22 protein-coding genes and 2 tRNA genes are annotated in these 20,723 nt (G+C 67.8%); 5 read left to right on the top strand and 19 right to left on the bottom strand.

The genetic code is table 11. The features are described from left to right. Nucleotides 1–8: 8 nt before the first annotated feature. From M9979_RS13860 to M9979_RS13840, 5 genes are all read right to left on the bottom strand, one after another. Complete coding sequence (locus M9979_RS13860; protein WP_254289951.1) at nt 9–1,373, bottom strand: ABC transporter substrate-binding protein; 1,365 nt, start codon at nt 1,371–1,373, stop codon at nt 9–11. A 62-nt stretch (nt 1,374–1,435) separates the two neighbouring features. Continuing rightward, a tRNA-Leu gene (locus M9979_RS13855) sits at nt 1,436–1,519 on the bottom strand. An 87-nt stretch (nt 1,520–1,606) separates the two neighbouring features. Further along, a complete protein-coding gene (locus tag M9979_RS13850) occupies nt 1,607–1,885 on the bottom strand; it encodes an integration host factor subunit beta (protein WP_254289950.1) in 279 nt (92 codons plus the stop codon). A 128-nt stretch (nt 1,886–2,013) separates the two neighbouring features. Then, nucleotides 2,014–3,732 (bottom strand): 30S ribosomal protein S1, encoded by a 1,719-nt coding sequence (gene rpsA / locus M9979_RS13845; protein ID WP_254289949.1) that lies wholly within the window; start codon nt 3,730–3,732, stop codon nt 2,014–2,016. Between the two features lie 259 nt (nt 3,733–3,991). Continuing rightward, nucleotides 3,992–4,363 carry a winged helix-turn-helix transcriptional regulator gene (locus M9979_RS13840; RefSeq protein ID WP_254289948.1) on the bottom strand — a complete coding sequence of 124 codons (372 nt, stop codon included), beginning with the start codon at nt 4,361–4,363 and terminating at the stop codon, nt 3,992–3,994. Nucleotides 4,364–4,460: 97 nt separating this feature from the next. Here M9979_RS13840 and M9979_RS13835 point away from each other — a divergent pair, with 97 nt between their 5' ends. Beyond that, nucleotides 4,461–5,309: an SDR family oxidoreductase gene (locus tag M9979_RS13835; RefSeq protein WP_254289947.1), complete on the top strand. Its 849-nt coding sequence runs from the start codon at nt 4,461–4,463 to the stop codon at nt 5,307–5,309. A 10-nt stretch (nt 5,310–5,319) separates the two neighbouring features. Here M9979_RS13835 and cmk read toward each other — a convergent pair whose 3' ends face one another. Further along, nucleotides 5,320–5,955, bottom strand: a complete 636-nt coding sequence (gene cmk, locus M9979_RS13830) for a (d)CMP kinase (protein ID WP_254289946.1) — start codon at nt 5,953–5,955, stop codon at nt 5,320–5,322. Beyond that, nucleotides 5,952–7,283, bottom strand: a complete 1,332-nt coding sequence (gene aroA / locus M9979_RS13825; RefSeq protein WP_254289945.1) for a 3-phosphoshikimate 1-carboxyvinyltransferase — start codon at nt 7,281–7,283, stop codon at nt 5,952–5,954. Before aroA ends, cmk begins: the two co-directional genes overlap by 4 nt. 108 nt (nt 7,284–7,391) lie before the next feature. On the opposite strand from aroA, the gene M9979_RS13820 reads away from it, so the two are divergent. From M9979_RS13820 to M9979_RS13810, 3 genes are all read left to right on the top strand, one after another. Next, complete coding sequence (locus M9979_RS13820) at nt 7,392–7,712, top strand: TIGR02300 family protein (RefSeq protein ID WP_254289944.1); 321 nt, start codon at nt 7,392–7,394, stop codon at nt 7,710–7,712. A gap of 84 nt (nt 7,713–7,796) precedes the next feature. Next, nucleotides 7,797–7,872: transfer RNA gene (locus M9979_RS13815), tRNA-Ala, on the top strand. Between the two features lie 206 nt (nt 7,873–8,078). Beyond that, complete coding sequence (locus tag M9979_RS13810; protein WP_254289943.1) at nt 8,079–8,366, top strand: heavy metal-binding domain-containing protein; 288 nt, start codon at nt 8,079–8,081, stop codon at nt 8,364–8,366. Nucleotides 8,367–8,583: 217 nt separating this feature from the next. Here the strand turns inward: M9979_RS13810 and M9979_RS13805 are convergent, their stop codons facing one another. The 10 genes from M9979_RS13805 to M9979_RS13760 all read right to left on the bottom strand — a co-directional run bounded on the left by M9979_RS13805 (nt 8,584) and on the right by M9979_RS13760 (nt 18,749). Further along, nucleotides 8,584–9,912, bottom strand: coding sequence for a PQQ-dependent sugar dehydrogenase (locus tag M9979_RS13805; RefSeq protein ID WP_254289942.1), 1,329 nt, complete (start codon nt 9,910–9,912; stop codon nt 8,584–8,586). A gap of 288 nt (nt 9,913–10,200) precedes the next feature. Further along, a complete protein-coding gene (gene katG, locus M9979_RS13800; RefSeq protein WP_254289941.1) occupies nt 10,201–12,435 on the bottom strand; it encodes a catalase/peroxidase HPI in 2,235 nt (744 codons plus the stop codon). Nucleotides 12,436–12,720: 285 nt separating this feature from the next. Beyond that, nucleotides 12,721–13,026, bottom strand: a complete 306-nt coding sequence (locus M9979_RS13795; RefSeq protein WP_254289940.1) for a hypothetical protein — start codon at nt 13,024–13,026, stop codon at nt 12,721–12,723. 207 nt (nt 13,027–13,233) lie between these two features. After that, nucleotides 13,234–14,142: a hemolysin family protein gene (locus M9979_RS13790; RefSeq protein WP_254289939.1), complete on the bottom strand. Its 909-nt coding sequence runs from the start codon at nt 14,140–14,142 to the stop codon at nt 13,234–13,236. Nucleotides 14,143–14,152: 10 nt separating this feature from the next. Continuing rightward, complete coding sequence (gene ybeY, locus M9979_RS13785) at nt 14,153–14,665, bottom strand: rRNA maturation RNase YbeY (protein WP_254289938.1); 513 nt, start codon at nt 14,663–14,665, stop codon at nt 14,153–14,155. Next, nucleotides 14,662–15,057 carry a type II toxin-antitoxin system VapC family toxin gene (locus tag M9979_RS13780; RefSeq protein ID WP_254289937.1) on the bottom strand — a complete coding sequence of 132 codons (396 nt, stop codon included), beginning with the start codon at nt 15,055–15,057 and terminating at the stop codon, nt 14,662–14,664. The genes ybeY and M9979_RS13780 overlap by 4 nt, the downstream gene beginning before the upstream one ends. Beyond that, nucleotides 15,054–15,308: a type II toxin-antitoxin system VapB family antitoxin gene (locus M9979_RS13775; RefSeq protein WP_254289936.1), complete on the bottom strand. Its 255-nt coding sequence runs from the start codon at nt 15,306–15,308 to the stop codon at nt 15,054–15,056. Before M9979_RS13775 ends, M9979_RS13780 begins: the two co-directional genes overlap by 4 nt. Before the next feature lie 47 nt (nt 15,309–15,355). Further along, nucleotides 15,356–16,354 carry a PhoH family protein gene (locus M9979_RS13770; protein ID WP_254289935.1) on the bottom strand — a complete coding sequence of 333 codons (999 nt, stop codon included), beginning with the start codon at nt 16,352–16,354 and terminating at the stop codon, nt 15,356–15,358. A 270-nt stretch (nt 16,355–16,624) separates the two neighbouring features. Further along, complete coding sequence (gene miaB, locus M9979_RS13765) at nt 16,625–17,953, bottom strand: tRNA (N6-isopentenyl adenosine(37)-C2)-methylthiotransferase MiaB (RefSeq protein ID WP_254289934.1); 1,329 nt, start codon at nt 17,951–17,953, stop codon at nt 16,625–16,627. Between the two features lie 238 nt (nt 17,954–18,191). Further along, on the bottom strand, nt 18,192–18,749 hold the full coding sequence (locus tag M9979_RS13760; RefSeq protein ID WP_254289933.1) for a DUF4142 domain-containing protein: 558 nt from the start codon (nt 18,747–18,749) through the stop codon (nt 18,192–18,194). A gap of 78 nt (nt 18,750–18,827) precedes the next feature. Here M9979_RS13760 and M9979_RS13755 point away from each other — a divergent pair, with 78 nt between their 5' ends. Beyond that, nucleotides 18,828–19,025 carry a hypothetical protein gene (locus M9979_RS13755; protein WP_254289932.1) on the top strand — a complete coding sequence of 66 codons (198 nt, stop codon included), beginning with the start codon at nt 18,828–18,830 and terminating at the stop codon, nt 19,023–19,025. Nucleotides 19,026–19,141: 116 nt separating this feature from the next. Here the strand turns inward: M9979_RS13755 and M9979_RS13750 are convergent, their stop codons facing one another. Beyond that, nucleotides 19,142–19,825 (bottom strand): lysophospholipid acyltransferase family protein, encoded by a 684-nt coding sequence (locus M9979_RS13750; protein ID WP_254289931.1) that lies wholly within the window; start codon nt 19,823–19,825, stop codon nt 19,142–19,144. 242 nt (nt 19,826–20,067) lie between these two features. Then, a complete protein-coding gene (locus M9979_RS13745) occupies nt 20,068–20,490 on the bottom strand; it encodes a Fur family transcriptional regulator (RefSeq protein WP_179509007.1) in 423 nt (140 codons plus the stop codon). Between the last annotated feature and the right edge of the window lie 233 nt (nt 20,491–20,723).

Below are 20,723 nucleotides of genomic sequence, written 5' to 3'. Positions count from 1 at the left end.
ATGCGTTCCTAATTGGTATCGCCGCGCAGTTGGTTCAACGGGTGCCACGCCCGCGGATTGGGCCGCCACTGGCGCAACCGCAGCGCGACCAGCGACCAGCGCAGCGGCCGTGCGATCGGGACGAACGCGGTGTCGACCGCCAGCGCGGCATCGGCGGCGGCGATCAGCCGCGCCCGCTCGGCCAGCGTCGGCGCATCGCGCGCCGCGATCAACGCCGTCCGCGCCTCGTCGCCACACAATGAGCAGGCGTTGGCGAGATACCAGCGCGCGCTGTCATAGGGCGCGACCTGATCGACCAGCCGCAGATCGGCGGGATCCTGAAGGGCGACCCGCTCCGGCGTCACCCCGATCGCGAGTAGCGAGGCAGCGACCTGCGCATAGAGCAACGTCGCGCCCGGCCCCGCGGGCAGCGCGATCCGCAACCGCACCGGATCGCCCCAGCCGGCGACCCGCGCGCGCGCGCTTTCGCGCCGCTCGTCGGGGGACAGCAGCGTCCAGCCGGGCAGAGCCGGCGGCGCCGCCGAATCGAGCGTGTCGGGCAGGATGCGCTCGGCCGGTTCCCACCCCTGCATCACCGCATTGGTCACCGCGGCGCGATCGATCGCGCCGCTGATCGCCGCGCGATTGGGCGCCTCGGCCAGGAAACCGTCGCGGTTGACGATCGCGAAGCCGAACAGGCCGGCGGCGGGATCGATACGGATGTTGGCGGGGGCGACCGCACCCAGTGCGACGAGCGGCCAGTCGCCGAACGTGCCCCCTGCGACATGATCCGAATCGTGCGCGGCGAAGCGGACGATCGCGCGGGCGGCGCGTTCGCCGATCAGGCGGACGTCTTCTTCCGGGCGGGTCTCGCGCCGGTCCTCGGGATCGGCGCGGCCGGGATCGAAGGCGGGGCGCAGCAACAGGCTGCCGCCGGCATGGACGACGCGCATCGGGCCGGCGCCGCCGATCGCGTCGCTGCGCCACAGCGCGAGTTCGGGCTGCGCGAACAGCTTGAGCAGGTCGGGGCGCGGCCGGCGCAGCCGCACCTCGATCACCTGCGGGGTCATCGTGACGATCTCGTCGACCGCGGTCAGGAAGGGGGCGAGCGGGTTGCGCGATCCCGGCGCGATCTGGCGGCGCAGATGATCGACGACCTGATCGGCGGTGACGCGGCTGCCGTCGCGCCATTGTGCATCGCGCAGGCGGAAGATGTAGCTCATCCCCGCGTCGATCACGATCCAGCGTTCGGCGAGCCCGGGTTCGATCTGCCCGCTCGCGTCGAAGCGGACCAGCCCCTCGGCAGTCGCGTCGAGCAGCAGGCGGGCGGGCGTATCGGGGCGACCGCGGGCGGGATCGGCGAGGCGCGGCGGCCCGCCGATCGCGCTGACCACGACGGGCCCCGAATCGGGCCGCTGGCCGCAACCGGCGAGGCCGAGCGTCAGCGCGAGAAGGATGGTGCGGACGGCGGGACTCGAACCCGCACTCCAGGGGAAGCCGATTTTAAGTCGGCTGCGTCTACCGATTTCGCCACGTCCGCGCACCGGGTGACGACAAGCCCAGCCGGGCGCGGGCGTCAAGTCGCTATGCGGCGTGCGCCGACCGAAGACGGGCAGCGACCGGCGCGTCAGACGTTGAGGCGCGCGCGCATTTCCTTGCCGGGCTTGAAATAGGGGACGCGCTTGGCATCGACGTCGACGGTTTCGCCGGTGCGCGGATTGCGACCGACGCGGGCATCGCGCGCGCGGGTCGAAAAGGCCCCGAACCCGCGCAGTTCGACGCGACCGTTGGCGGCAAGGCGGTGGGAAATCTCGTCGAAGAACGTCGTCACGATCGTCTCGACGTCGTGGCTGGCGAGGCCGGGATTATGGTCGCACAACTTCTGGACCAATTCAGAACGGATCATCGCAAAGCCCCCCTCGGAATCGCTTCGAGGTTGATAGAGATCAAGTCCGCTCGCCTATAGAACCGTTTCGAATACGATCCAATAAAAACTATGGGGCCGACGCATCCGTGCGCCGGCCCCTAGCGTAGTTACTTCTTTTCGGCGTCCGAGCGGGCCTTCAGCGCCTCGCCCAGGATGTTGCCGAGCGTCGCGCCCGAATCGGACGAACCGTACTGGGCGACCGCCTGCTTCTCTTCGGCGATCTGCATCGCCTTGACCGAGAAGGTCGGCTTCTTGGACCGGTCGAAACCGGTGACCATCGCGTCGAACTTCTGGCCGACCTGGAAACGCTCCGGACGCTGCTCGTCGCGATCGCGACCGAGGTCGGTGCGCTTGATGAAGCCGGTCGCGCCATCGTCGCCCTGCTGGACTTCGAGACCCGCGTCGCGGACTTCGAGCACCGTCACGGTGACGACCGCATTCTTGTTCAGCTTGTCGCCAGCCGCCGCGATGCCGCCGGCCGAAGGCCCGCCGCGCTCGAGCTGCTTCATGCCGAGGCTGATGCGCTCCTTCTCGGCGTCGATGTCGAGCACGATCGCCTGAACCGTCTCGCCCTTGCGGTGCAGGTTGAGGGCATCCTCACCCGACACGCCCCAGGCGATGTCCGACATGTGGACCATGCCGTCGACGTCGTTGTCCAGGCCGATGAACAGACCGAATTCGGTCGCGTTCTTGACTTCGCCCTCGACGGTCGAACCGATCGGATGGGCGGCGGCGAACGCCTCCCAAGGATTGTTCTGCGCCTGCTTGAGGCCGAGGCTGATGCGACGCTTGTCCTCGTCGACCTCGAGCACCACCACGTCGACTTCCTGCGACGTGCTGACGATCTTGCCCGGATGGACGTTCTTCTTGGTCCAAGACATTTCCGACACGTGGACCAGGCCTTCGATGCCCGCTTCCAGCTCGACGAACGCACCGTATTCGGTGATGTTCGTGACGCGGCCCGACAGCTTGGCGCCGATCGGATACTTGGCGCTCGCGCCGTCCCACGGATCCGACTCGAGCTGCTTCATGCCGAGGCTGATGCGCTGCGTGTCCTTGTTGATGCGGATGATCTGCACCTTCACGGTGTCGCCGATCGCGATCATCTCGGACGGATGATTGACGCGCTTGTAGCTGAGGTCGGTGACGTGCAGCAGGCCGTCGATACCGCCGAGGTCGACGAACGCACCGTAATCGGTGATGTTCTTGACGACGCCGTCGATGATCTGACCCTCGGCCAGGCTCTGGATCAGGCCCGAACGCTGCTCGGCGCGGGTCTCTTCCAGCACCGCGCGACGCGACACGACGATATTGCCGCGCTTGCGGTCCATCTTCAGGATCTGGAACGGCTGGGGAATGTCCATCAGCGGCGTGACGTCGCGGACGGGGCGGATATCGACCTGGCTGCCCGGCAGGAACGCGACGGCGCCCGACAGATCGACGGTGAAGCCGCCTTTGACGCGGCCGAAGATCACGCCCTCGACGCGCGCGGTCTTGCTGAATTCCAGCTCCAGCTTGTCCCAGGCGGCTTCGCGGCGGGCGCGGTCGCGGCTGAGCATCGCTTCGCCATGCATGTTCTCGACGCGGTCGACGTACACTTCGACTTCGTCGCCGACCTTCAGGTCGGCCTTCTGGCCCGGTGCGGCGAATTCGCGCAGCGGCACGCGGCCTTCGGACTTCAGGCCGACGTCGATGACGGCAAGGTCGTTTTCGATGGCGGTGACGGTGCCGTGAACGACACGGCCCTCGAAGCTGTCGGCACCGCCGAACATGTCGTCGAGCATCGCGGCGAAATCGTCGCGCGTAGGAGTGGGCTGGGTAGCCATAGGGTTAGAGTGTCCTCGGGTTTATCTGTTTCCGGCCAAGCGGTTGGTTCCGCTGGTCTTGGCTGAAAACGCCGCGGCGACCCCATGCCGATCGCGGCATCCATCGGGCGGGAACACACGGAGGCAAGCGATGCGCGTCATGCGAAAAGGGCGCGACCGGTCCAGCCGATCACGCCTACCTCCGCGAGCGCCTGCTCGCCGGACGGGCGGGCCATAGGAGAAAACCTGCGTTTTGGCAAGGTGAGCGGGAGCCGCGGGCTCAGCCGCGCGCGGCGACGATCTGCGGCACGTTCGCCTCGACCCAATCGGCCAGCCGCCGGACGTGCGCCGCCGCCTCCTCGCCCAGCGGCGTCAGCGTATAGTCGACGTGCGGCGGCACCACCGCATGTGATACGCGCGCGACGAGGCCGTCGTGTTCCAGATGCTTGAGCGTCTGCGCCAGCATGCGCTCGCTGACCCCGTCGACGCGGCGGCGCAGCGCGCTGAACCGCTGCGTTCCCTCCTCCAGCACGATCAGGATCAGCACCGCCCAGCGGCCGGTGACATGGCGCAGCACCTCGCGCGAGGGACAGGCGGCGGCGAGCACGTCGCCACGCCGCAACCGGTCGGACAGGGAAGGGGGCTGGGTCATGGCTGTCGTTCCGCACTAACAAACATGTGCGTACTTACCGATCGTAAGTGCTGCGTCTACAGCGCGATGCCTCATCCGCAACGACATGGAGCATGCTATGACGATCGCCATCACCGGTCTGCCGGGCCAGCTCGGCCGCCTCATCGTGCAGGCGCTACGCACCCGTGCGCCGCACATCCCCATCATCGGCCTCGCCCGCTCGCCCGAGAAGGCGGCGGACCTCCGCATCGAGGTGCGGCGGTTCGACTATGACGATCCCGCCACGCTGGCGCCGGCGCTGGCGGGGGTGACCACGCTGATGTTCGTGTCGGGCAGCGCGGTCGGCCAGCGCGAGCGGCAGCATCGCAACGTCGTCACCGCGGCGCAGGCGGCGGGCGTCGGCCATATCGTCTATACCAGCCTGCTCCATGCCGACACGTCGACGCTGTCGCTCGCCGGCGAACATCGCAAGACCGAGGCGATGCTGGCGAAGTCGGGCGTCGCCCACACCATCCTGCGCAACGGCTGGTACACCGAAAATTACACACAGTCGGTGCCGCCGGCACTGGCACACGGCGCGTCCATCGGCAGCGCAGGCGAGGGGCGGATCGCAGCGGCGGCACGCGCCGATTATGCCGAGGCGGCGGCGGTGGTCCTCGCCGATGGCGGCCACGCCGGCCGCACCTATGAACTGGCCGGCGACACCGCCTTCACGCTGGCCGATCTCGCCGCGGAACTGTCGCGGCAGGCGGGGCGAGCCATTCCCTATGTCGACCTGCCTGAGGCCGATTATGCCGCCGCGCTGGTCGGTGCCGGTTTGCCTGAACCGTTCGCCGGGGCGCTCGCCAGCTACGATCGTGCCGCCGCCGGTGGCGCGCTGTTCGACGACGGGCGTGCCTTGTCCGCGCTGATCGGCCGGCCGACCACGCCGCTGTCCGCCAGCATCGCCGCGGCGCTGCCCGCCTGACGACAGTCGCTCAGGTCGCGGGCGTCGCGCCGCGGCGCGCTTCGACCAGGGCGATCGCCTTCTGCACGCTCGCCTCGATCGACAGGAAGCTGGTGTCGAGCAACGCGGCATCCTGCGCCATCACCAGCGGAGCGGCGGAGCGGCTGCTGTCGCGGGCGTCGCGGGCGCGGATGTCGGCGAGGACCTTGTCGAAGCTCAGGCCAGAGCCGTGGCCCCGCAACTCCTTGTGGCGGCGCTGGGCGCGGACCTGCGGCGTCGCCTTGACGAACAATTTGGCATCGGCGTCCGGCGCGATCACCGTGCCGATATCGCGGCCGTCGAGCACCGCGCCGCCGGGCTGGCGGGCGAAGCGCTTCTGGCGCTGGAGCAACGCGGCGCGCACCAGCGGATGCGCCGAGACGATCGAGGCGAGCTGGCCGATCGCGTCGTCGCGCAGTTCGGGGTCGGCGAGCAGGTCCTCGGCGAAGTCGCAGGCGGCGACCGCATCCGCCTCGACCGCCGGGTCCAGCTCCAGCCGCCGCACGGTCAGCGCCACCGCGCGATACAGCAGGCCGGTATCGAGATGCGGCAGGCCGTAATGGCGCGCGAGCGCCTTGGCGATCGTGCCCTTGCCGGATGCCGCCGGACCGTCGACCGCGATAATCATGCGCGCCCCGTCAGCGCATCGAGCGATGTATAGAAGGCGGGATAGCTGGTCGCGACGGGCGCCACATCGTCGATCGTGATCGGGCGTGCGGCGTGGAGGCCGGCGACGGTCATGCTCATCGCGATGCGGTGGTCGAGCAGCGAGGCGACGGTCGCGCCGCCGGGGATGGGGTCGCCGCCGGTGCCGGTGATGGCAAGGCCGTCGTCAAATTCCTCGATGGCGACGCCGCAGGCTTCGAGCGCCGCCTTCATCGCGGCGATGCGATCCGATTCCTTGACGCGCAGTTCGTGTGCGCCGCGGGCGAGCGTGCGGCCGTGCGCAAAGGCGGCGGCGACGAACAGCACCGGATATTCGTCGATCATGCTCGGCGCGAGGGTCTCCGGCACGTCGATCGCGGTGAGGGGGGTGTGGCGGACGCGCAGGTCGGCGACCGGCTCGCCGCCGACGTCACGCGGGTCGAGCTCGGTGATGTCGGCGCCCATCAGCCGCAGCGCGGCGATCAGGCCGGTGCGCGTGGCGTTGAGCCCGACGTTGCGCACGACGATATCGGAGCCGGGGACGATCGACGCCGCGACCAGCCAGAAGGCGGCGGACGACGGATCGCCGGGGACGGTGATCGTCTGCGGCTTGAGCTCGGCTTCGCCGCGGATCGCGATGATGCGGCCTTCGTTGGTGCGCTCGATCGTCAGCTCGGCGCCGAAGCCGCGCAACATCCGTTCGCTATGGTCGCGCGTCGCGACCGGCTCGATGACGCGGGTGATCCCCGGTGTGTTGAGCCCGGCGAGCAGGATCGCCGACTTGACCTGCGCCGACGCGACGGGGAGCGTGTAGCTGATCGGCACCGCGGGGCAGAGGCCGCGAACCATCAGCGGAAGCTTGCCGCCGGGGCTGGCGGTGATGTCCGCGCCCATCTGCGCCAGCGGATCGATAACGCGGCCCATCGGGCGTCCTGACAGCGAGGCGTCGCCGGTGAAGGTCGCGGTGATCGGATGGCTGGCGACGAGGCCCATCAGAAGCCGCGTCGAGGTGCCGCTGTTGCCCATCTCCAGCGCGGTGGTGGGCTGGAGCAGCCCGCCGACGCCGACACCGTCCACCTGCCATGTCCCCTCGCCGGTACGCTCGATCGTCGCGCCCATCGCGCGCAGCGCCGCGGCGGTGGCGAGCACGTCCTCGCCCTCCAGCAGGCCGGCGATGCGGCTGGTACCGACCGCGAGCGCGGCGAACATCAGCGCGCGGTGGCTGATCGACTTGTCGCCGGGCACGGCGATCGTGCCGGTCAACGCACCGCGCGGGGCGATGCTCAGCGTCTGGGGAAGGGGATGCGCCATGGGCGGGGGCTTTGACAGCCACCTTGCGCTATGGCAAGGCGCCGCCCACCTCTCGGGCTAAGGGCGACTTTAGCCTGCGACACCCAATTCCGAAAGGCATTACACGGCATGATTAAGCCGGAATGGGGCACGAAGCGTACGTGCCCGAAATGCGCGACGCGCTTCTACGACCTCGAAAAGGACGATCCCGTCACCTGCATCAATTGCGGGGCGCACTGGAATCCCGAACCGATCCTGAAATCCAAGCAGCCGCTCCCCTTCGAGCAGGCCAAGCCCGACACCAAGGAAGCCGATCGCGACCTGGAAGGTGAGGACGAGGATCTGGAAGCGCTGGGCGAAGAGGAAGAGCCCTCGGCGGACGACGAGGTCGATCTGGGCGGCGACGACGATCTGGGCGTGGAAGCGCCCACCGAAGACGACGAACATTGATCCGATAAAAAGGCATGGCGGGCGGAAAATCACCGCTTGCCATGCCCCGGCGCCCCCGCTAGTGGGGCGCCTCCCGGAACGGATGGGGCCGTAGCTCAGCTGGGAGAGCGCTGCAATGGCATTGCAGAGGTCAGGGGTTCGATCCCCCTCGGCTCCACCATTCGTTCCCTTGTGCGGCCGCCGATAGCGGCCACCGCCATCCCTTACATCGCTGGACATGCCGTCGGTCGGTATGCATCCTTTGCCCGATATCCGCATGGCGCGGATGCATGGGGGGAGGGGCGTATGAAACGGATCGGATTGGCCGTGCTGTTCGCAGCGGCAGTGCCCTTTGGCGCATATGCGCAAGAGGCGAAGCCTCCAGCTGTGAGCGTCGATGCCTATGATGGCGTCCCCGTCTTCGCCGGCGACATCACCGACCGGCCCTATCGCGTGATCGGCGACGTGTCGGCGGGCGTGCGCAAGGCAACGATCTTCAGCAAATCCGCATCCGAACAGAAGGTCTATCGCGAATTGTGGGAGCGTGCCCGCAAAATGGGTGCGGATGCGGTGATCCACGCCAGCTACGGCAGGTCGCACGTCACCGCGATCAGCTGGGGAAAGACCAACGCCACTGGCACCGCGGTGAAATTCACCGACGGGGCGGCGAAGTAGGAACGCTGGTCACCGCCGAAAGTGGAGCCTTCGAACCCGTCCACCCCGGTCTGGGGGGCGTGATGCCTAAGGCATGATGCTTTCAGGCCGATACATTCCTCACCGTTCGCCCTGAGCCTGTCGAAGGGCATTGGGACTCGCCTGTGCTTCGACAGGCTCAGCACGAACGGTTGCTTGCGACGTCATCGGTTTTCAGGGGCGACGCGGGCGATGCTCCTTATTTCGCCGCCGTCACCCGCCAGATCGTATTGCCGACGTCGTCCGCCACCAGCAACGCGCCGGTGCGGTCGCCGATGACGCCGACCGGGCGGCCCTGCGCCTTGCCGTCCTTGTCGAGGAAGCCCGACAGCACGTCGACCGGCTTGGCGCCCTCGACCGGGAAGCCGCGGGCAGCGAACGGCACGAACACCACCTTGTAGCCCGACACCGGCTTGCGGTTCCACGAGCCGTGTTCGCCGATGAACGCTCCCTGCGCGAACCGTTCTCCCAGCTTCACGTCGCCGGCGAAGGTCAGGCCAAGCGCCGCGACGTGCGGCCCGAGCGCGTAATCGGGACGCTTCGAATATTGCTGCAATTCCGGGCGCTGCGGATCGACGCGCGTGTCGGGATAGCCGCCCCAGTAGAACCACGGCCAGCCGAACTGGTCGCCCAGTTCGACCTGCGTCAGATAATCGGGCGCGAGGTCCGACCCCAGCATGTCGCGTTCGTTGACGACGGTCCACAGCTGCTGGTTGAACGGGCTGATCGCCATTCCCTGCGGATTGCGCAGGCCGGATGCGTAGATGCGGAACGTCTTCTGTTCGGGATAGACCTGCAGGATGTTGGCGCGGAATTTCTCGGCGGGAAGGCCGTTTTCGGCGATGTTCGAGGCCGAACCGACGCCGACGAACAGCGTGCGGCCATCGGGCGCCGCGACCAACGTGCGCGCCCAGTGATTGCCGCCGCCATTGAGCTTGACCACCAGTTCGGGCTTCGCCGCGATCCGCGTCGTGCCTTCGGTATAGGGCACGCGCACCACCGAATCGGTGTTGGCGACGTAGAGCTGGCCGCCGAGCAGCGCCATGCCGGTCGGCGAGTTGAGCCCCGTCATGAAGACGTGGCGCTGTTCGGCGACGCCGTCGCCGTCCGCATCGCGCAGCAGCGTGATGCGGTTGGCCGACGGCACGCCCGCGCCCGCCTTGCCCATCAGCAGCCCCATCACCCAGCCCTGGATGCCGCCGCCTTCGCGCGGGGGCGAGTTGGTCTCGGCGACCAGCACGTCGCCGTTGGGCAGGCGGTAGAGCCAGCGCGGATGATCGAGACCCTTGGCGAACGCCTTCACGCTTAAACCGGCGGCGGGGACGGGGGTCTGGTTGCCCTGCCAGCCGACGACGTCGGCGACCTTGACGGTCGGCAGCGTCTGGATGCGCGGCTGGGTGATCGACGGGCGCTTGCCGGTGACCCGGTCGAACGGCACCTGCGCGGTGTCGGGCCACGCCAGATAGACGACGACGCCGATGGCGATAACGACGAGGAGCGCGGCGACGCGCAGGACGTGCTTCAGCATGGCACGACAATAGGAGGGCGGGGGCCCGCGCGGAAGGGAAAAGGTCTGCTCCCGGTATCGGCGGTGTCGGATCGCCGGGTCGCGGCCTATTCTCGCAATACCTCGTCACCCCGGACTTGTTCCGGGGTCCACCGAACCGCAAGCGCGAGGCAAGCGGCTCCAGCTTTATGCCCGGCCGCAGAGTAGACCCCAGAACAAGTCCGGGCTGACGGGTGGGTGGAGGGAGGTTTCGCTCCTCCCTCACTCGACAACATGGCGTGCTGCCGCTTGAACGACAGCACGCTCAGGTTACCCCGCCAGCAGGTCGTAGCGGTCGGCGTTCATCACCTTCGTCCACGCCTGGACGAAATGCCTGACGAACATCTCGCCCGCATCGTTCGTCGCATAGACCTCTGCCAGCGCGCGCAGCTGCGAATTGGAGCCGAACACCAGATCGGTGCGCGACGCGGTCCAGCGGTGCTCGTGCGTCGCGCGGTCGGTGCCGACGAATTCCTCGTCGCTTTCGTCGCTGACCTGCTTCCATGCGGTGCCCATGTCGAGCAGGTTGACGAAGAAGTCGTTGGTCAACTGCCCCGGGCGGTCGGTGAACACGCCATGCTGCTTGGCCTTGGCATGGTTGGCGCCCAGCACGCGCAGGCCGCCGACCAGCACCGTCATCTCCGGCGCCGACAGGCCGAGCAGCTGGGCGCGATCGACCAGCAGCTCCTCGGTCGGCACGTTGAACTGGACCTGCAGATAGTTGCGGAAGCCGTCGACGCGCGGTTCGAGCACGTCGAAGCCCTCGGCATCGGTCTGTTCGGCCGAGGCGTCGGTGCGACCGGGAGTGAAGGGCACCTCGATCGCATGACCGGCCGCCTTCGCCGCCGCCTCGATCCCCACCGAACCGCCGAGCACGATCAGGTCGGCGATCGACACCTTCTTGACGCCCCCGTTTTTCTCCTGCGCACCGTCGAAGTCCGCCTTGATGCCTTCATAGACGCCGAGCACGCGGGCGAGCTGTTCGGGCTGGTTGACCTCCCAGTCCTTTTGCGGGGCAAGGCGGATGCGCGCGCCATTGGCGCCGCCGCGATGGTCCGATCCGCGCCACGTCGAGGCCGAGGCCCACGCGGTGGTGACGAGGTCCTCGATCGACAGGTCGGCGTTGGCGATCGCCGCCTTCAGGTCGGTGACGTCGCCGGCGTCGATCTGCGGATAGTCGGCGACCGGGATCGGATCCTGCCAGATCAGCTCTTCCTCCGGCACTTCCGGGCCGATCAGGCGGATCTTCGGCCCCATGTCGCGGTGCGTCAGCTTGTACCAGGCGCGCGCCCAGGCATCGGCGAAGTATGCCGGGTCGGCGCGGAATTTCTGGCAGATCGCGTTGTAGGCCGGGTCGACCTTGAGCGCCATGTCGGCGGTCGTCATCATCGTCGGCACGCGCTTGCCCGCGGTGTGCGCCGCGGGGGCGAGCGTGTCGTCGGGATTGCCGACCGGCTGCCACTGGTGTGCGCCCGCCGGGCTCTTCACCAGTTCGTATTCATGGTCGAAGAGCATGTCGAAATAGCTCATGTCCCACGTCGTCGGCGTCGGCGTCCACGCGCCTTCGATGCCGCTGGTGATCGTGTGATCGCCCATGCCGCTCTCGTGGGTGGAGGTCCAGCCGAGGCCCTGCGACGCGATGTCCGAACCCTCCGGCTCGACACCCACGAGCTTGGGATCGCCCGCGCCATGCGCCTTGCCGAAAGTATGGCCGCCGGCGGTCAGCGCGACCGTTTCCTCGTCGTTCATTCCCATTCGCGCGAAGGTCTCCTTCATGTCGCGCGCCGAGCCCTGCGGATGCGGACAGCCGCCCGGACCTTCGGGGTTCACGTAGATGAGGCCGTGCTGGATCGCGGCGAGCGGGCTTTCGAGCGCGAGGCCGGCTTCCTCGTCGATGCGGGTCTGGCCGAGCCATTCCTCCTCGGTGCCCCAATAGACGTCCTTCTCGGGTTCGAACACGTCCTCGCGGCCGCCGGAGAAGCCAAAGGTCGGGCCGCCCATCGATTCGATCGCGACGTTGCCGGCGAGGATGAACAGGTCCGCCCACGACAGCTGGCGGCCGTATTTCTGCTTGATCGGCCAGAGCAGGCGGCGTGCCTTGTCGAGGTTGCCGTTGTCGGGCCAGCTGTTGAGCGGCGCGAACCGTTGCTGGCCCGCGGACGAGCCGCCGCGGCCGTCGCCGGTGCGATAGGTGCCAGCGCTATGCCACGCCATGCGGATGAAGAAGGGGCCGTAATGCCCGTAATCGGCCGGCCACCACGGCTGGCTGTCGGTCATCAGCGCGGTGATATCGGCCTTCAGCTGGTCGTAGTCGAGGCTGAGGAATTCGCTGCGATAGTCGAAGTCGTCGCCCATCGGATTGCCGCTGACGCCCTTCTGATGAAGGATGTCGATCGACAGCGATTCGGGCCACCAGTCTTTGGCGGTGCGGCCGAGCAGGCGGCGCTTGGCGGCGGGCTGCTTGCGCGGATCGTTGATCGGGCTGCCTTCGGTAATGGCGTCCATGGCTTCTCTCCTCGGTCGATCATCGCGGGCGTGCGCAACGGCTCGCGCCCTGCTGGTATGACGCCATTGCTACCGCAGCGGGACAGAGTGGGAAAACGCGAATTCGCGAAGGCGGTGATCGACAGGGGCGATCAGTGGGGTGGGAGCTTTGCATGTCTCCACGTCCTCCGTCACCCCGGACTTGTTCCGGGGTCCACTCCGCGGCGAAGTGGTCGGCCAGAGCCTCTTGCCGTATGTTTGCGGCCCGGTGGACCCCGGAACAAGTCCGGGGTGACGAAGGGATTTTCAGGGCTTCGACCGCGACCGCTTAGCTACGACGATCCCATGCACCGCCTCCGCGGCGCCCTGCGTGAAGGCACGTTCGGGCTCGGTCGTGCCGCCCTCGGCATAGCGTCCGGCGAGCGCCCCGACCCGCGCATTCTCGCGGTGCAGCTCGCGCGCTTCGGCCTTGCTCAGCTGCCCGGCCCGGCGACCATCGCGGATATCGTCGCGCGTCTTGGCGACTTGATAATCGACCGGCGAGGCAGGCGTCGCCCGGATCGTGCTCCATGCCTGCGCGGACGCGGGGCGGGGAGCAACGCGGCGAGGCACAACAGCGCATTCCGTGTCACCCTCACCCTATCGCCGGCTGCGCCGTCTCTTCCCTCTCCCGATGGGAGAGGGAAAACGGCGCGCAGCGCCGAAAGGGTGAGGGCAAGCAGGAACGTCCCCGAGGTTCGGCCCGTCACCGATCGCATCGTCACCTCCCGTTTTCCCGCAGCATGGGCGTGCTCGCCGAACGGAGGATGACGCTCCCGATCAGGCGTCCTCGACCTCGCGCGCGACCGGCGGATGCAGCCGCAACCGGTGGATGCGGCGTTCGTCCGCGTCGAGCACCTCGAGCTTCCAGCCGCTGGGATGATCGACGCAATCGCCGACCTTCGGCACATGGCCGGCGAGCACCGCGGCGAGCCCACCCAGCGTATCGACATCGCTGTCCGCCTCGCCCAGCCGCGGGTCGATCAGCTCGGCGGCATCCTCCAGCTCGGCGCGCGCGTCGGCCTCCCACGCGCCGCCGTCGATCGGCACCAGCAATGCCTCGGGCGCCTCGTCATGCTCGTCCTCGATCTCGCCGACGATCTCTTCGATCAAATCCTCGATCGTCACCAGCCCTTCGGTGCCCGAATATTCGTCGAGCACCACCGCGAGATGGACATGACGCTGGCGCATGTCGGCGAGCAGGTCGAGCGCGCCGCGGCTCATCGGCACGTACAGCGGCTCGCGGATCAGCCCGGCGATGCTGGCGGGATGCTCCGCGCCGGTCGCCAGGATGTTGAAGACGTCCTTGATATGGACCATGCCGATGATCGTATCGAGCTGGCCGCGATAGACGGGCAGGCGGCTATGCCCCGCCTCGGCGAAGATCTGCACCAGATGCGCGAAGGTCGTCGCCTCCTCGACCGCGACGATGTCGGCACGCGGTACGCCGACGTCGCCCGCGTCGCGCTCGCCGAAATGGAGCAGGTTGCGCACCATCTGCCGCTCGAGCGGGGTGAGGTCGCCCTTGGCGTCGGGGGCGGGATCGTCCTCGTGCCGGTCGATCGCTTCCTCGAGCTGGTCGCGGAGCGATTCCTCCGCACCGCCGCCGAAGATCAGCGAGCGCAGCCCGCGCCAGATGTTCGAATCGTGGGAGTCGCCGTTGCCGGCGCTACTTCGGTCGTCTGCCATGGCGGCGGTGTCAGTCCTCGCGTATCAGATAGGGGTCCGCGATGCCGAGCCGGCCGAGCGCCTGGCGCTCGATCTCCTCCATCGCCTCGGCGTCGTCGTCCCCCATATGGTCGTAGCCTAGCAGATGGAGCGTGCCGTGCACCAGCAGGTGCGTGGCGTGTTCCTCCACCGTGACGCCCTTTTCCAGCGCCTCCGCGGCGCAGACACCATAGGCCAGCACGATGTCGCCGAGCAGCAGCTCGCCATCGTCGCTGTTCTGGCTGACCGTGTCGATCAGGTCGGGCTGCACCATCGGGAAGGACAGGACATTGGTGGCCTTGTCCTTGTGCCGGTATTGCGCGTTGAGCGTGCGCACCTCCTCGTCGGAGGTCAGCCGCACGCTGATCTCCACCGTGGCAGCGGTGGTGAGGAGGTCGCCGTGCGGCGTCCCCTCGATCGCCGCGCGCACCGCGCGGGTCGCGAGCGCGTCCCAGTCGGTGTCGGGGGGCCAGTGCTCTTCGCGGGCGAGTTCGATGTGGATCATGCGAGGTCCGTCTTCGAGAAATCGTCGCCCTTGTAGAGCAGGCGTGCGTCGTGGGTCTTGGCACAGGCATAGGCGAAGCAGTCGCCCATGTTGAGGCGGGCGGGGTGACGGCCCTTGCCGTAGCGATCATAGGCCGAGGCGGCTATGGCGGCCTCGGCCGCGCCAATCGATACAAGCTCCATGCGAAAATCGGCCGCGAACGCCTCGACCTCCACGTAGGCCTCGATAATCGTGACGAAGCGGATCTTCGCGAGAGCGCGGCTCGCCTCCCAAGCCGACACGGCCGAGTAGAGATGACGATCGACTGCCCCGAACCGTGCCTCCAGCTCGAAATGCTCCGGTTCCTTGACCAGCATCGCGACCATGGCCGACGCGTCGACGAAGAGGGTCAATCCTCATCCTCGTCGTTCAGCGAATCGTAGAACGCCTTGTCCGCCACCATTCCGGTCGGTTCACCCAGCGGATGTGCCTGCCGCCAGGCCTCCATCCGCTCGTGAATGGTCAATGCGCCTGCCCGCTCGAGTTCACGCTTGCGGTGCAGCAAGGCGTCGTGCACCGCTGCGGTCTTGCTGGTGCCCAGCAGGGACGCGACCTCGCTTGCCAGATCGGCGGTATCGCTGTTCTTGATATAAAGGGATGCCATGCGTCCTCCCGTATATCCTCGTCAGGTAATAAGGATATACGGGACCGTCAAGCATTCGGCCCCTCATACGCCTCGACGATCCGCCCGACGATCGGATGCCGCACCACGTCGGCGGCGGTGAAGCGGGTCATCGAGATGCCCTCGACACCGTCCAGCCGCATCGTCGCATCCGCCAGCCCCGACGCGCCGACGCCGCCGGGCAGGTCGGTCTGGTTGGGATCGCCGCAGATCACCATCCGGCTGTTCTGGCCGAAGCGGGTGAGGAACATCTTCATCTGCGCCGGCGTCGTGTTCTGCGCCTCGTCGAGGATGACGAAGGCATCCGCCAGCGTGCGTCCGCGCATGAAGGCGATCGGTGCGATCTCGATCTCGCCGCTCGCGATGCGGCGTTCGACCTGCTCGGCGGGCAGGCAGTCGTGCAGCGCGTCGTAGAGCGGGCGCAGGTACGGATCGACCTTCTCCTTCATGTCGCCGGGCAGGAAGCCCAGCTTCTCGCCCGCCTCGACCGCGGGGCGCGACAGGATCAGGCGCTGGACGCTGCCGGTGATGAGCTGCGACACCGCCTGCGCGACCGCGATATAGGTCTTGCCGGTGCCCGCCGGCCCCAGTGCGAAGATCATGTCGTTGCTGGTCAGTTCGCGCATGTAATGCGCCTGCGCCGGCGTGCGCGGCACGATCGTCTTCTTGCGCGTGCGGATCATCACCGAGGGGATGGCGCCGCGCTCGGTGCTGACGATGCCGTCCAGCGTCGGCTCCGACGCCATCGCGATCGAGGCGTCGACGAGGCCGGTGTCGATCTCCTCGCCGCGCTGCATCCGGTGATAGAGGTCCTGCAGCACGTCGCGGGCGAGCGCGACATGCTCGGCGCTCCCCTCCAGCCCGACGCGGTTGCCGCGCGCGGTGATATAGACGCCCAACCGGTTTTCGAGGGCCACCAGATTCTGGTCGTACTGACCGAACAACGTGGCGAGCAATTGCGGTTTGTCGAACAAAACCTCCGCCCGGCTGCGTTCACCGGAGCGGGCGGGGACGAGCTTGCGACTCATGCGGTCCTTTCATGCCGTGATGGCATGACGGGAATGTGGGATGCGGGCGGGCGAAAGGGAAGCGGCAAAAGCGGCGCGCAAGGACCGAAAGAAGAAGGTGGTTCACGCGGAGGCGCGGAGACGCGGAGGTGTCCTGCCCAGCGCGAAGCGCCTTCCATCCCAATTGCCGGCAGCGCCGTCTAAAGCCGCTACGCGGACGGTTACCGCAAGCACTTCTGCTTCTCCGCGCCTCCGCGTCTCCGCGTGAATCATCCTTCTTTCGTGTAGCCGTCAGGCTGCGACGCGCACTCGCTCCGCACCGGCCAGCGACACCGGCCCCGCGGAGAGCAGGTCGACCGACACCATGTCGCCGATCGCCGCGTCGGTCATCAGATGCACCGATTGCAGCCACGGCGACTTGCCGAGCATCTGGCCGGGCAATTTGCCGCGACGCTCGATCAGCACGTCGCAGCTGCGGCCGACGCTCGCCTGGTTGAACGCCTGCTGGTCGCGGCCCAGTGCCGCCTGCAGGCGTTGCAGACGCTCGTCCATCACCGCGTCGGGGATCGCACCCGCCATGTCGGCGGCGGGGGTGCCGGGGCGGGGGCTGTATTTGAACGAATAGGCCTGCGCGTAGCCGACTGCCTCGACCAAGCGCAGCGTCTCGGCGAATTCCGCCTCGGTCTCGCCGGGAAAGCCGACGATGAAGTCGCCCGACAGCGCGATATCGGGCCGCACCGCGCGCACGCGGTCGAGCAGGCGCAGGTACGAGGCGGTGTCGTGGCTGCGGTTCATCGCCTTGAGCACGCGGTCGCTGCCCGCCTGCACCGGCAGGTGGAGGAAGGGCATCAGGCTCTCGACGTCGCCATGTGCGTCGATCAGGCCCTGCGCCATGTCGTTGGGATGGCTGGTGGTATAGCGGATGCGCGCGAGGCCGGGGATACGGTCGAGCACGCGGATGAGGTCGTGCAGGCCGCGCGTCCCATCGACCCACGCGTTGACGTTCTGGCCGAGCAGCGTGATCTCGCGCGCACCGGCGTCGACCAGCGCCTTGGCCTCGTCGACGATCGCCGCGAACGGCCGGCTGACCTCGGCGCCGCGCGTATAGGGCACGACGCAATAGGTGCAGAATTTGTCGCACCCTTCCTGCACGGTCAGGAACGCCGAAGGGCCGACGCGGCGGCGCGCGGGGAGGGCGCCGAATTTCGACAGCAACGGCATGTCGGTGTCGAGGCTGGGCGTGCCGGCGGCGGCGCTCGCCACCAACGCGGGGAGGTTGTGATACGCCTGCGGCCCGACGACCACGTCGACCTTCGCGCGACGAACGATCTCCTCGCCCTCCGCCTGCGCGACGCAGCCGGCAACCGCGATCATCGGCGCGGCGCGTTCGTTGACGCGCGCGTTCTTGCGTAAGCGCCCGATGTCCGAATAGACCTTTTCCGTTGCGCGATCGCGGATGTGGCAGGTGTTGAGCACGACCAGATCGGCGGTATCGGGATCGGCGGTCGCGGTCATCCCGTCCGCCGCCATCAGTTCGGCCATGCGCTCGCCGTCGTAGACGTTCATCTGGCAACCGAACGATTTGACGTGGAAGGTCTTGGGTTTGTCCGCGGGAGTCATGGCCGCGCGCATACAGGATGTGGGTGACGGTCGCCAGCCAAACCCTTTGGTATGAAACATGCCCATGTACCAAACCCGCCGTCACCCCGAACTTGTTCCGGGGTCCACCGTGCCGCGAGCGTACGTCTTCACGTCAAGCCGTGCGCCTCGCCGCGGAGTGGACCCCGGAACGAGTCCGGGGTGACGACGGTAAGAAGGCGGCCGTCCTCCCCCACACCGGGGAAGACGGTCGGCCGGATCACATCCCGCTCATCGCGCCGCTTTTGGCGTGCGCGATATGCTTCTCGATGATCGGCACCGCGCCCATCGCGACCTGGCGCAGCGCCGGGTCCTGGCCGTCGGTGGCATAGCCCTTGTGCAGCGCCCAGGCGGCCTGATGCGCCTCCGCCTGCTGCTGCATGTACAGCGCGTCGAAATCGGCGGCGGACGCGCTGCGCAGCGCGGCGATCTTGGCGGCGTTGGCCGGGGTCAGCATCTTGCCGGGCTTCATCACCTTGGGCTGCGTCTTGGGCAGCGCGGCCATCAGCGATGCGGTGGTCTTCATGTGATCGGCGATCATCTCGCGCGCGAAGTCCTTGGTCGCCTTGGCCTTCGCCTTGGTCAGCGCGAGCTTGCTCGACTGGACCTCGTACATGTCGCTGTCCGCGGCCATCGCGACATAGTTCTGCGACGACGTGCCCATCATCGGCGGCATGGTCATGCCAGACGACGCCATGGCGCCGCCATCCTGCGCCATCGCACCGGCAGATACGCCGGCGAGGGCAATAGAACTGATGCAAATCAAGAATTTACGCATGATAATCTCCAATGACGTGGGCCCCTAACGAAGCGTCGCCACCGCTGTTCCGTCATGCGTCGGATGGCGGAAAACTCTATGGTCGCCCGCGATCGGGCGCGGAATAGTCTGGTCGATACGGTGCCCGGCCGGTCGATGCCGCCGCCGCGGCGCGGAGAGGAATGGCGCCGCTGCATCCGCGCCGGCGACACGCCCGGCATCCTGCACCAGCTGATCGGCGAGCAGGCGGGGTTCGACAGCCAGCGGTTCAGGACGTGCTCGTGCGCGCCTGCGTGAAGCAGGGGAACGACACGACCGCGAGCGCGCTGGCCTGTTTCAAGGCGCGGGTCGACTCGCTCGATCCGATCACCGGCCCGTTGCGGTACCCGATCGCGCGACGGCGCGATTGACGCTCAGGCGGCGGCGATCCGTGCGCGCGCCTCTGCGGCGATCGCCTTGCGGTTGCCGATGACGGCGGGATCGAAGGGTTCGAGCAGGTGCAGCGTCACCCGGAACGTCCTGCGCCGGCGCAGCACACGCAGCGCGTGCGCCTGGCCCGGTTCGTCGCCGACCCAGGCGAGCTCGCCGGTCGCCGCGCCGTAATCGACGCGGATCGGCTGCACCATCAGCCCCGGCGGCGGCGGATCGAGCGCGGCGAGCAATGACGCCTTGAACGGCAGCAACGCGGTGCCGTCGCCTGTCGTCCCTTCGGGAAAGATGGTGACGCCCCAGCCCGCGCCGATCGCATCGCGCAGCCGGGCGATCTGCGCCGCCACCTGCAACCGGTCCTCGCGCGCGACGAAGATCGTGCGGTTGAGCGTGCACAACCAGCCGACCAGCGGCACCCGCGCCAGCTCGCCCTTGGCAACGAACGCGCTCCCCGTTGCGCCGGCGATGGCGAGAATGTCGATCCAGCTCAAATGGTTGGCAAGGAACATCACGTCGCGCCTCAGCGGCGTGCCGACCACCCGCACCCGCGCCCCGACGATCCGCGCGACCGAACCGAGGAACAGCCGCGGCCAGGGCGAGGGCAGGCGAAACAACCGCCACAGGCCGTGGATCGCGAGCGCGGCGAGCAGGGTGGCGACCAAAGCCAACAGACGCAGCGATAGGCGGAGGTTGGCGATCATCGCGATGTACGCATCGTCGGTGCCACCACCCCTTCGTCACCCCGGACTTGTTCCGGGGTCCACCGGGCCGCAGGCGCGACGTCTCTCCTCAAGCCGTTTGCCTCGCCGCGGAGTGGACCCCGGAACACGTCCGGGATGACGGAGTGGGTAGGAAGGCCGTCGCGCCGATCACGAGACCTCGGTCCCCAGCAGTATGAAGGTCAGCCCGCTCACCCCTTGCGGTCGAGGCTGACGCCGTACAGCTCCATGCGATGGTCGACGAGGCGGAAGCCGAGCTTCTCGGCGATCGCCTTCTGCAGCTGCTCCAGCTCGGGATCGACGAACTCGATGACCTTGCCGGTCTCGACGTCGATCAGATGGTCGTGATGCGCCTCGGGCGAGGGTTCGTAGCGCGCGCGGCCGTCGCCGAAATCGTGGCGGTCGAGGATGCCCGCCTCCTCGAACAGGCGCACCGTGCGATAGACGGTCGCGATCGAGATGCCCGGATCGATCGCCGAGGCGCGCTCGTAGACCTTCTCGACGTCGGGATGGTCTTCGGCTTCGGACAGCACGCGCGCGATGACGCGGCGCTGTTCGGTGATGCGCAGGCCCTTCTGGTTGCAAAGGGCTTCGAGGTCGATCTTGCGGGGCATGGACCCCTATGTAGTGCAGGTGGCTTGTTGCGAAAAGCGAAACCGACTCGCAATAATATCGTCTCGTCCGTTCGGGCTGAGCCTGTCGAAGCCCCGGCCCGTGTGGAACGCTGCCCTTCGACAGGCTCAGCAACCATTATGATGCGGGCATCCATTCGGCTTGTCTGGCGAGGACGGTGTTGGCGTAGATGAGGAGTTTCCGTGCGCAGGCGGTGAGGGCTTGTTTGTGATTT

Origin of the sequence: Sphingomonas liriopis (genome assembly GCF_024211255.1) — a bacterium.
GTDB lineage: Bacteria > Pseudomonadota > Alphaproteobacteria > Sphingomonadales > Sphingomonadaceae > Sphingomonas > Sphingomonas liriopis.
This window is presented reverse-complemented; position numbering and strand designations above follow the sequence as displayed.

What these genes read in the sequence shown, in the direction of transcription:
- M9979_RS13805 (WP_254289942.1), bottom strand. Translation starts at nt 9,912, where the DNA reads ATGCTGAAGCACGTCCTGCGCGTCGCCGCGCTCCTCGTCGTTATCGCC.
- M9979_RS13770 (WP_254289935.1), bottom strand. Translation starts at nt 16,354, where the DNA reads ATGAGTCGCAAGCTCGTCCCCGCCCGCTCCGGTGAACGCAGCCGGGCG.
- M9979_RS13820 (WP_254289944.1), top strand. Translation starts at nt 7,392, where the DNA reads ATGATTAAGCCGGAATGGGGCACGAAGCGTACGTGCCCGAAATGCGCG.
- katG (WP_254289941.1), bottom strand. Translation starts at nt 12,435, where the DNA reads ATGGACGCCATTACCGAAGGCAGCCCGATCAACGATCCGCGCAAGCAG.
- M9979_RS13760 (WP_254289933.1), bottom strand. Translation starts at nt 18,749, where the DNA reads ATGCGTAAATTCTTGATTTGCATCAGTTCTATTGCCCTCGCCGGCGTA.
- M9979_RS13790 (WP_254289939.1), bottom strand. Translation starts at nt 14,142, where the DNA reads ATGGCAGACGACCGAAGTAGCGCCGGCAACGGCGACTCCCACGATTCG.
- rpsA (WP_254289949.1), bottom strand. Translation starts at nt 3,732, where the DNA reads ATGGCTACCCAGCCCACTCCTACGCGCGACGATTTCGCCGCGATGCTC.
- M9979_RS13755 (WP_254289932.1), top strand. Translation starts at nt 18,828, where the DNA reads ATGGTCGCCCGCGATCGGGCGCGGAATAGTCTGGTCGATACGGTGCCC.
- M9979_RS13745 (WP_179509007.1), bottom strand. Translation starts at nt 20,490, where the DNA reads ATGCCCCGCAAGATCGACCTCGAAGCCCTTTGCAACCAGAAGGGCCTG.
- ybeY (WP_254289938.1), bottom strand. Translation starts at nt 14,665, where the DNA reads ATGATCCACATCGAACTCGCCCGCGAAGAGCACTGGCCCCCCGACACC.
- M9979_RS13775 (WP_254289936.1), bottom strand. Translation starts at nt 15,308, where the DNA reads ATGGCATCCCTTTATATCAAGAACAGCGATACCGCCGATCTGGCAAGC.
- miaB (WP_254289934.1), bottom strand. Translation starts at nt 17,953, where the DNA reads ATGACTCCCGCGGACAAACCCAAGACCTTCCACGTCAAATCGTTCGGT.
- M9979_RS13835 (WP_254289947.1), top strand. Translation starts at nt 4,461, where the DNA reads ATGACGATCGCCATCACCGGTCTGCCGGGCCAGCTCGGCCGCCTCATC.
- M9979_RS13840 (WP_254289948.1), bottom strand. Translation starts at nt 4,363, where the DNA reads ATGACCCAGCCCCCTTCCCTGTCCGACCGGTTGCGGCGTGGCGACGTG.
- M9979_RS13850 (WP_254289950.1), bottom strand. Translation starts at nt 1,885, where the DNA reads ATGATCCGTTCTGAATTGGTCCAGAAGTTGTGCGACCATAATCCCGGC.
- cmk (WP_254289946.1), bottom strand. Translation starts at nt 5,955, where the DNA reads ATGATTATCGCGGTCGACGGTCCGGCGGCATCCGGCAAGGGCACGATC.
- aroA (WP_254289945.1), bottom strand. Translation starts at nt 7,283, where the DNA reads ATGGCGCATCCCCTTCCCCAGACGCTGAGCATCGCCCCGCGCGGTGCG.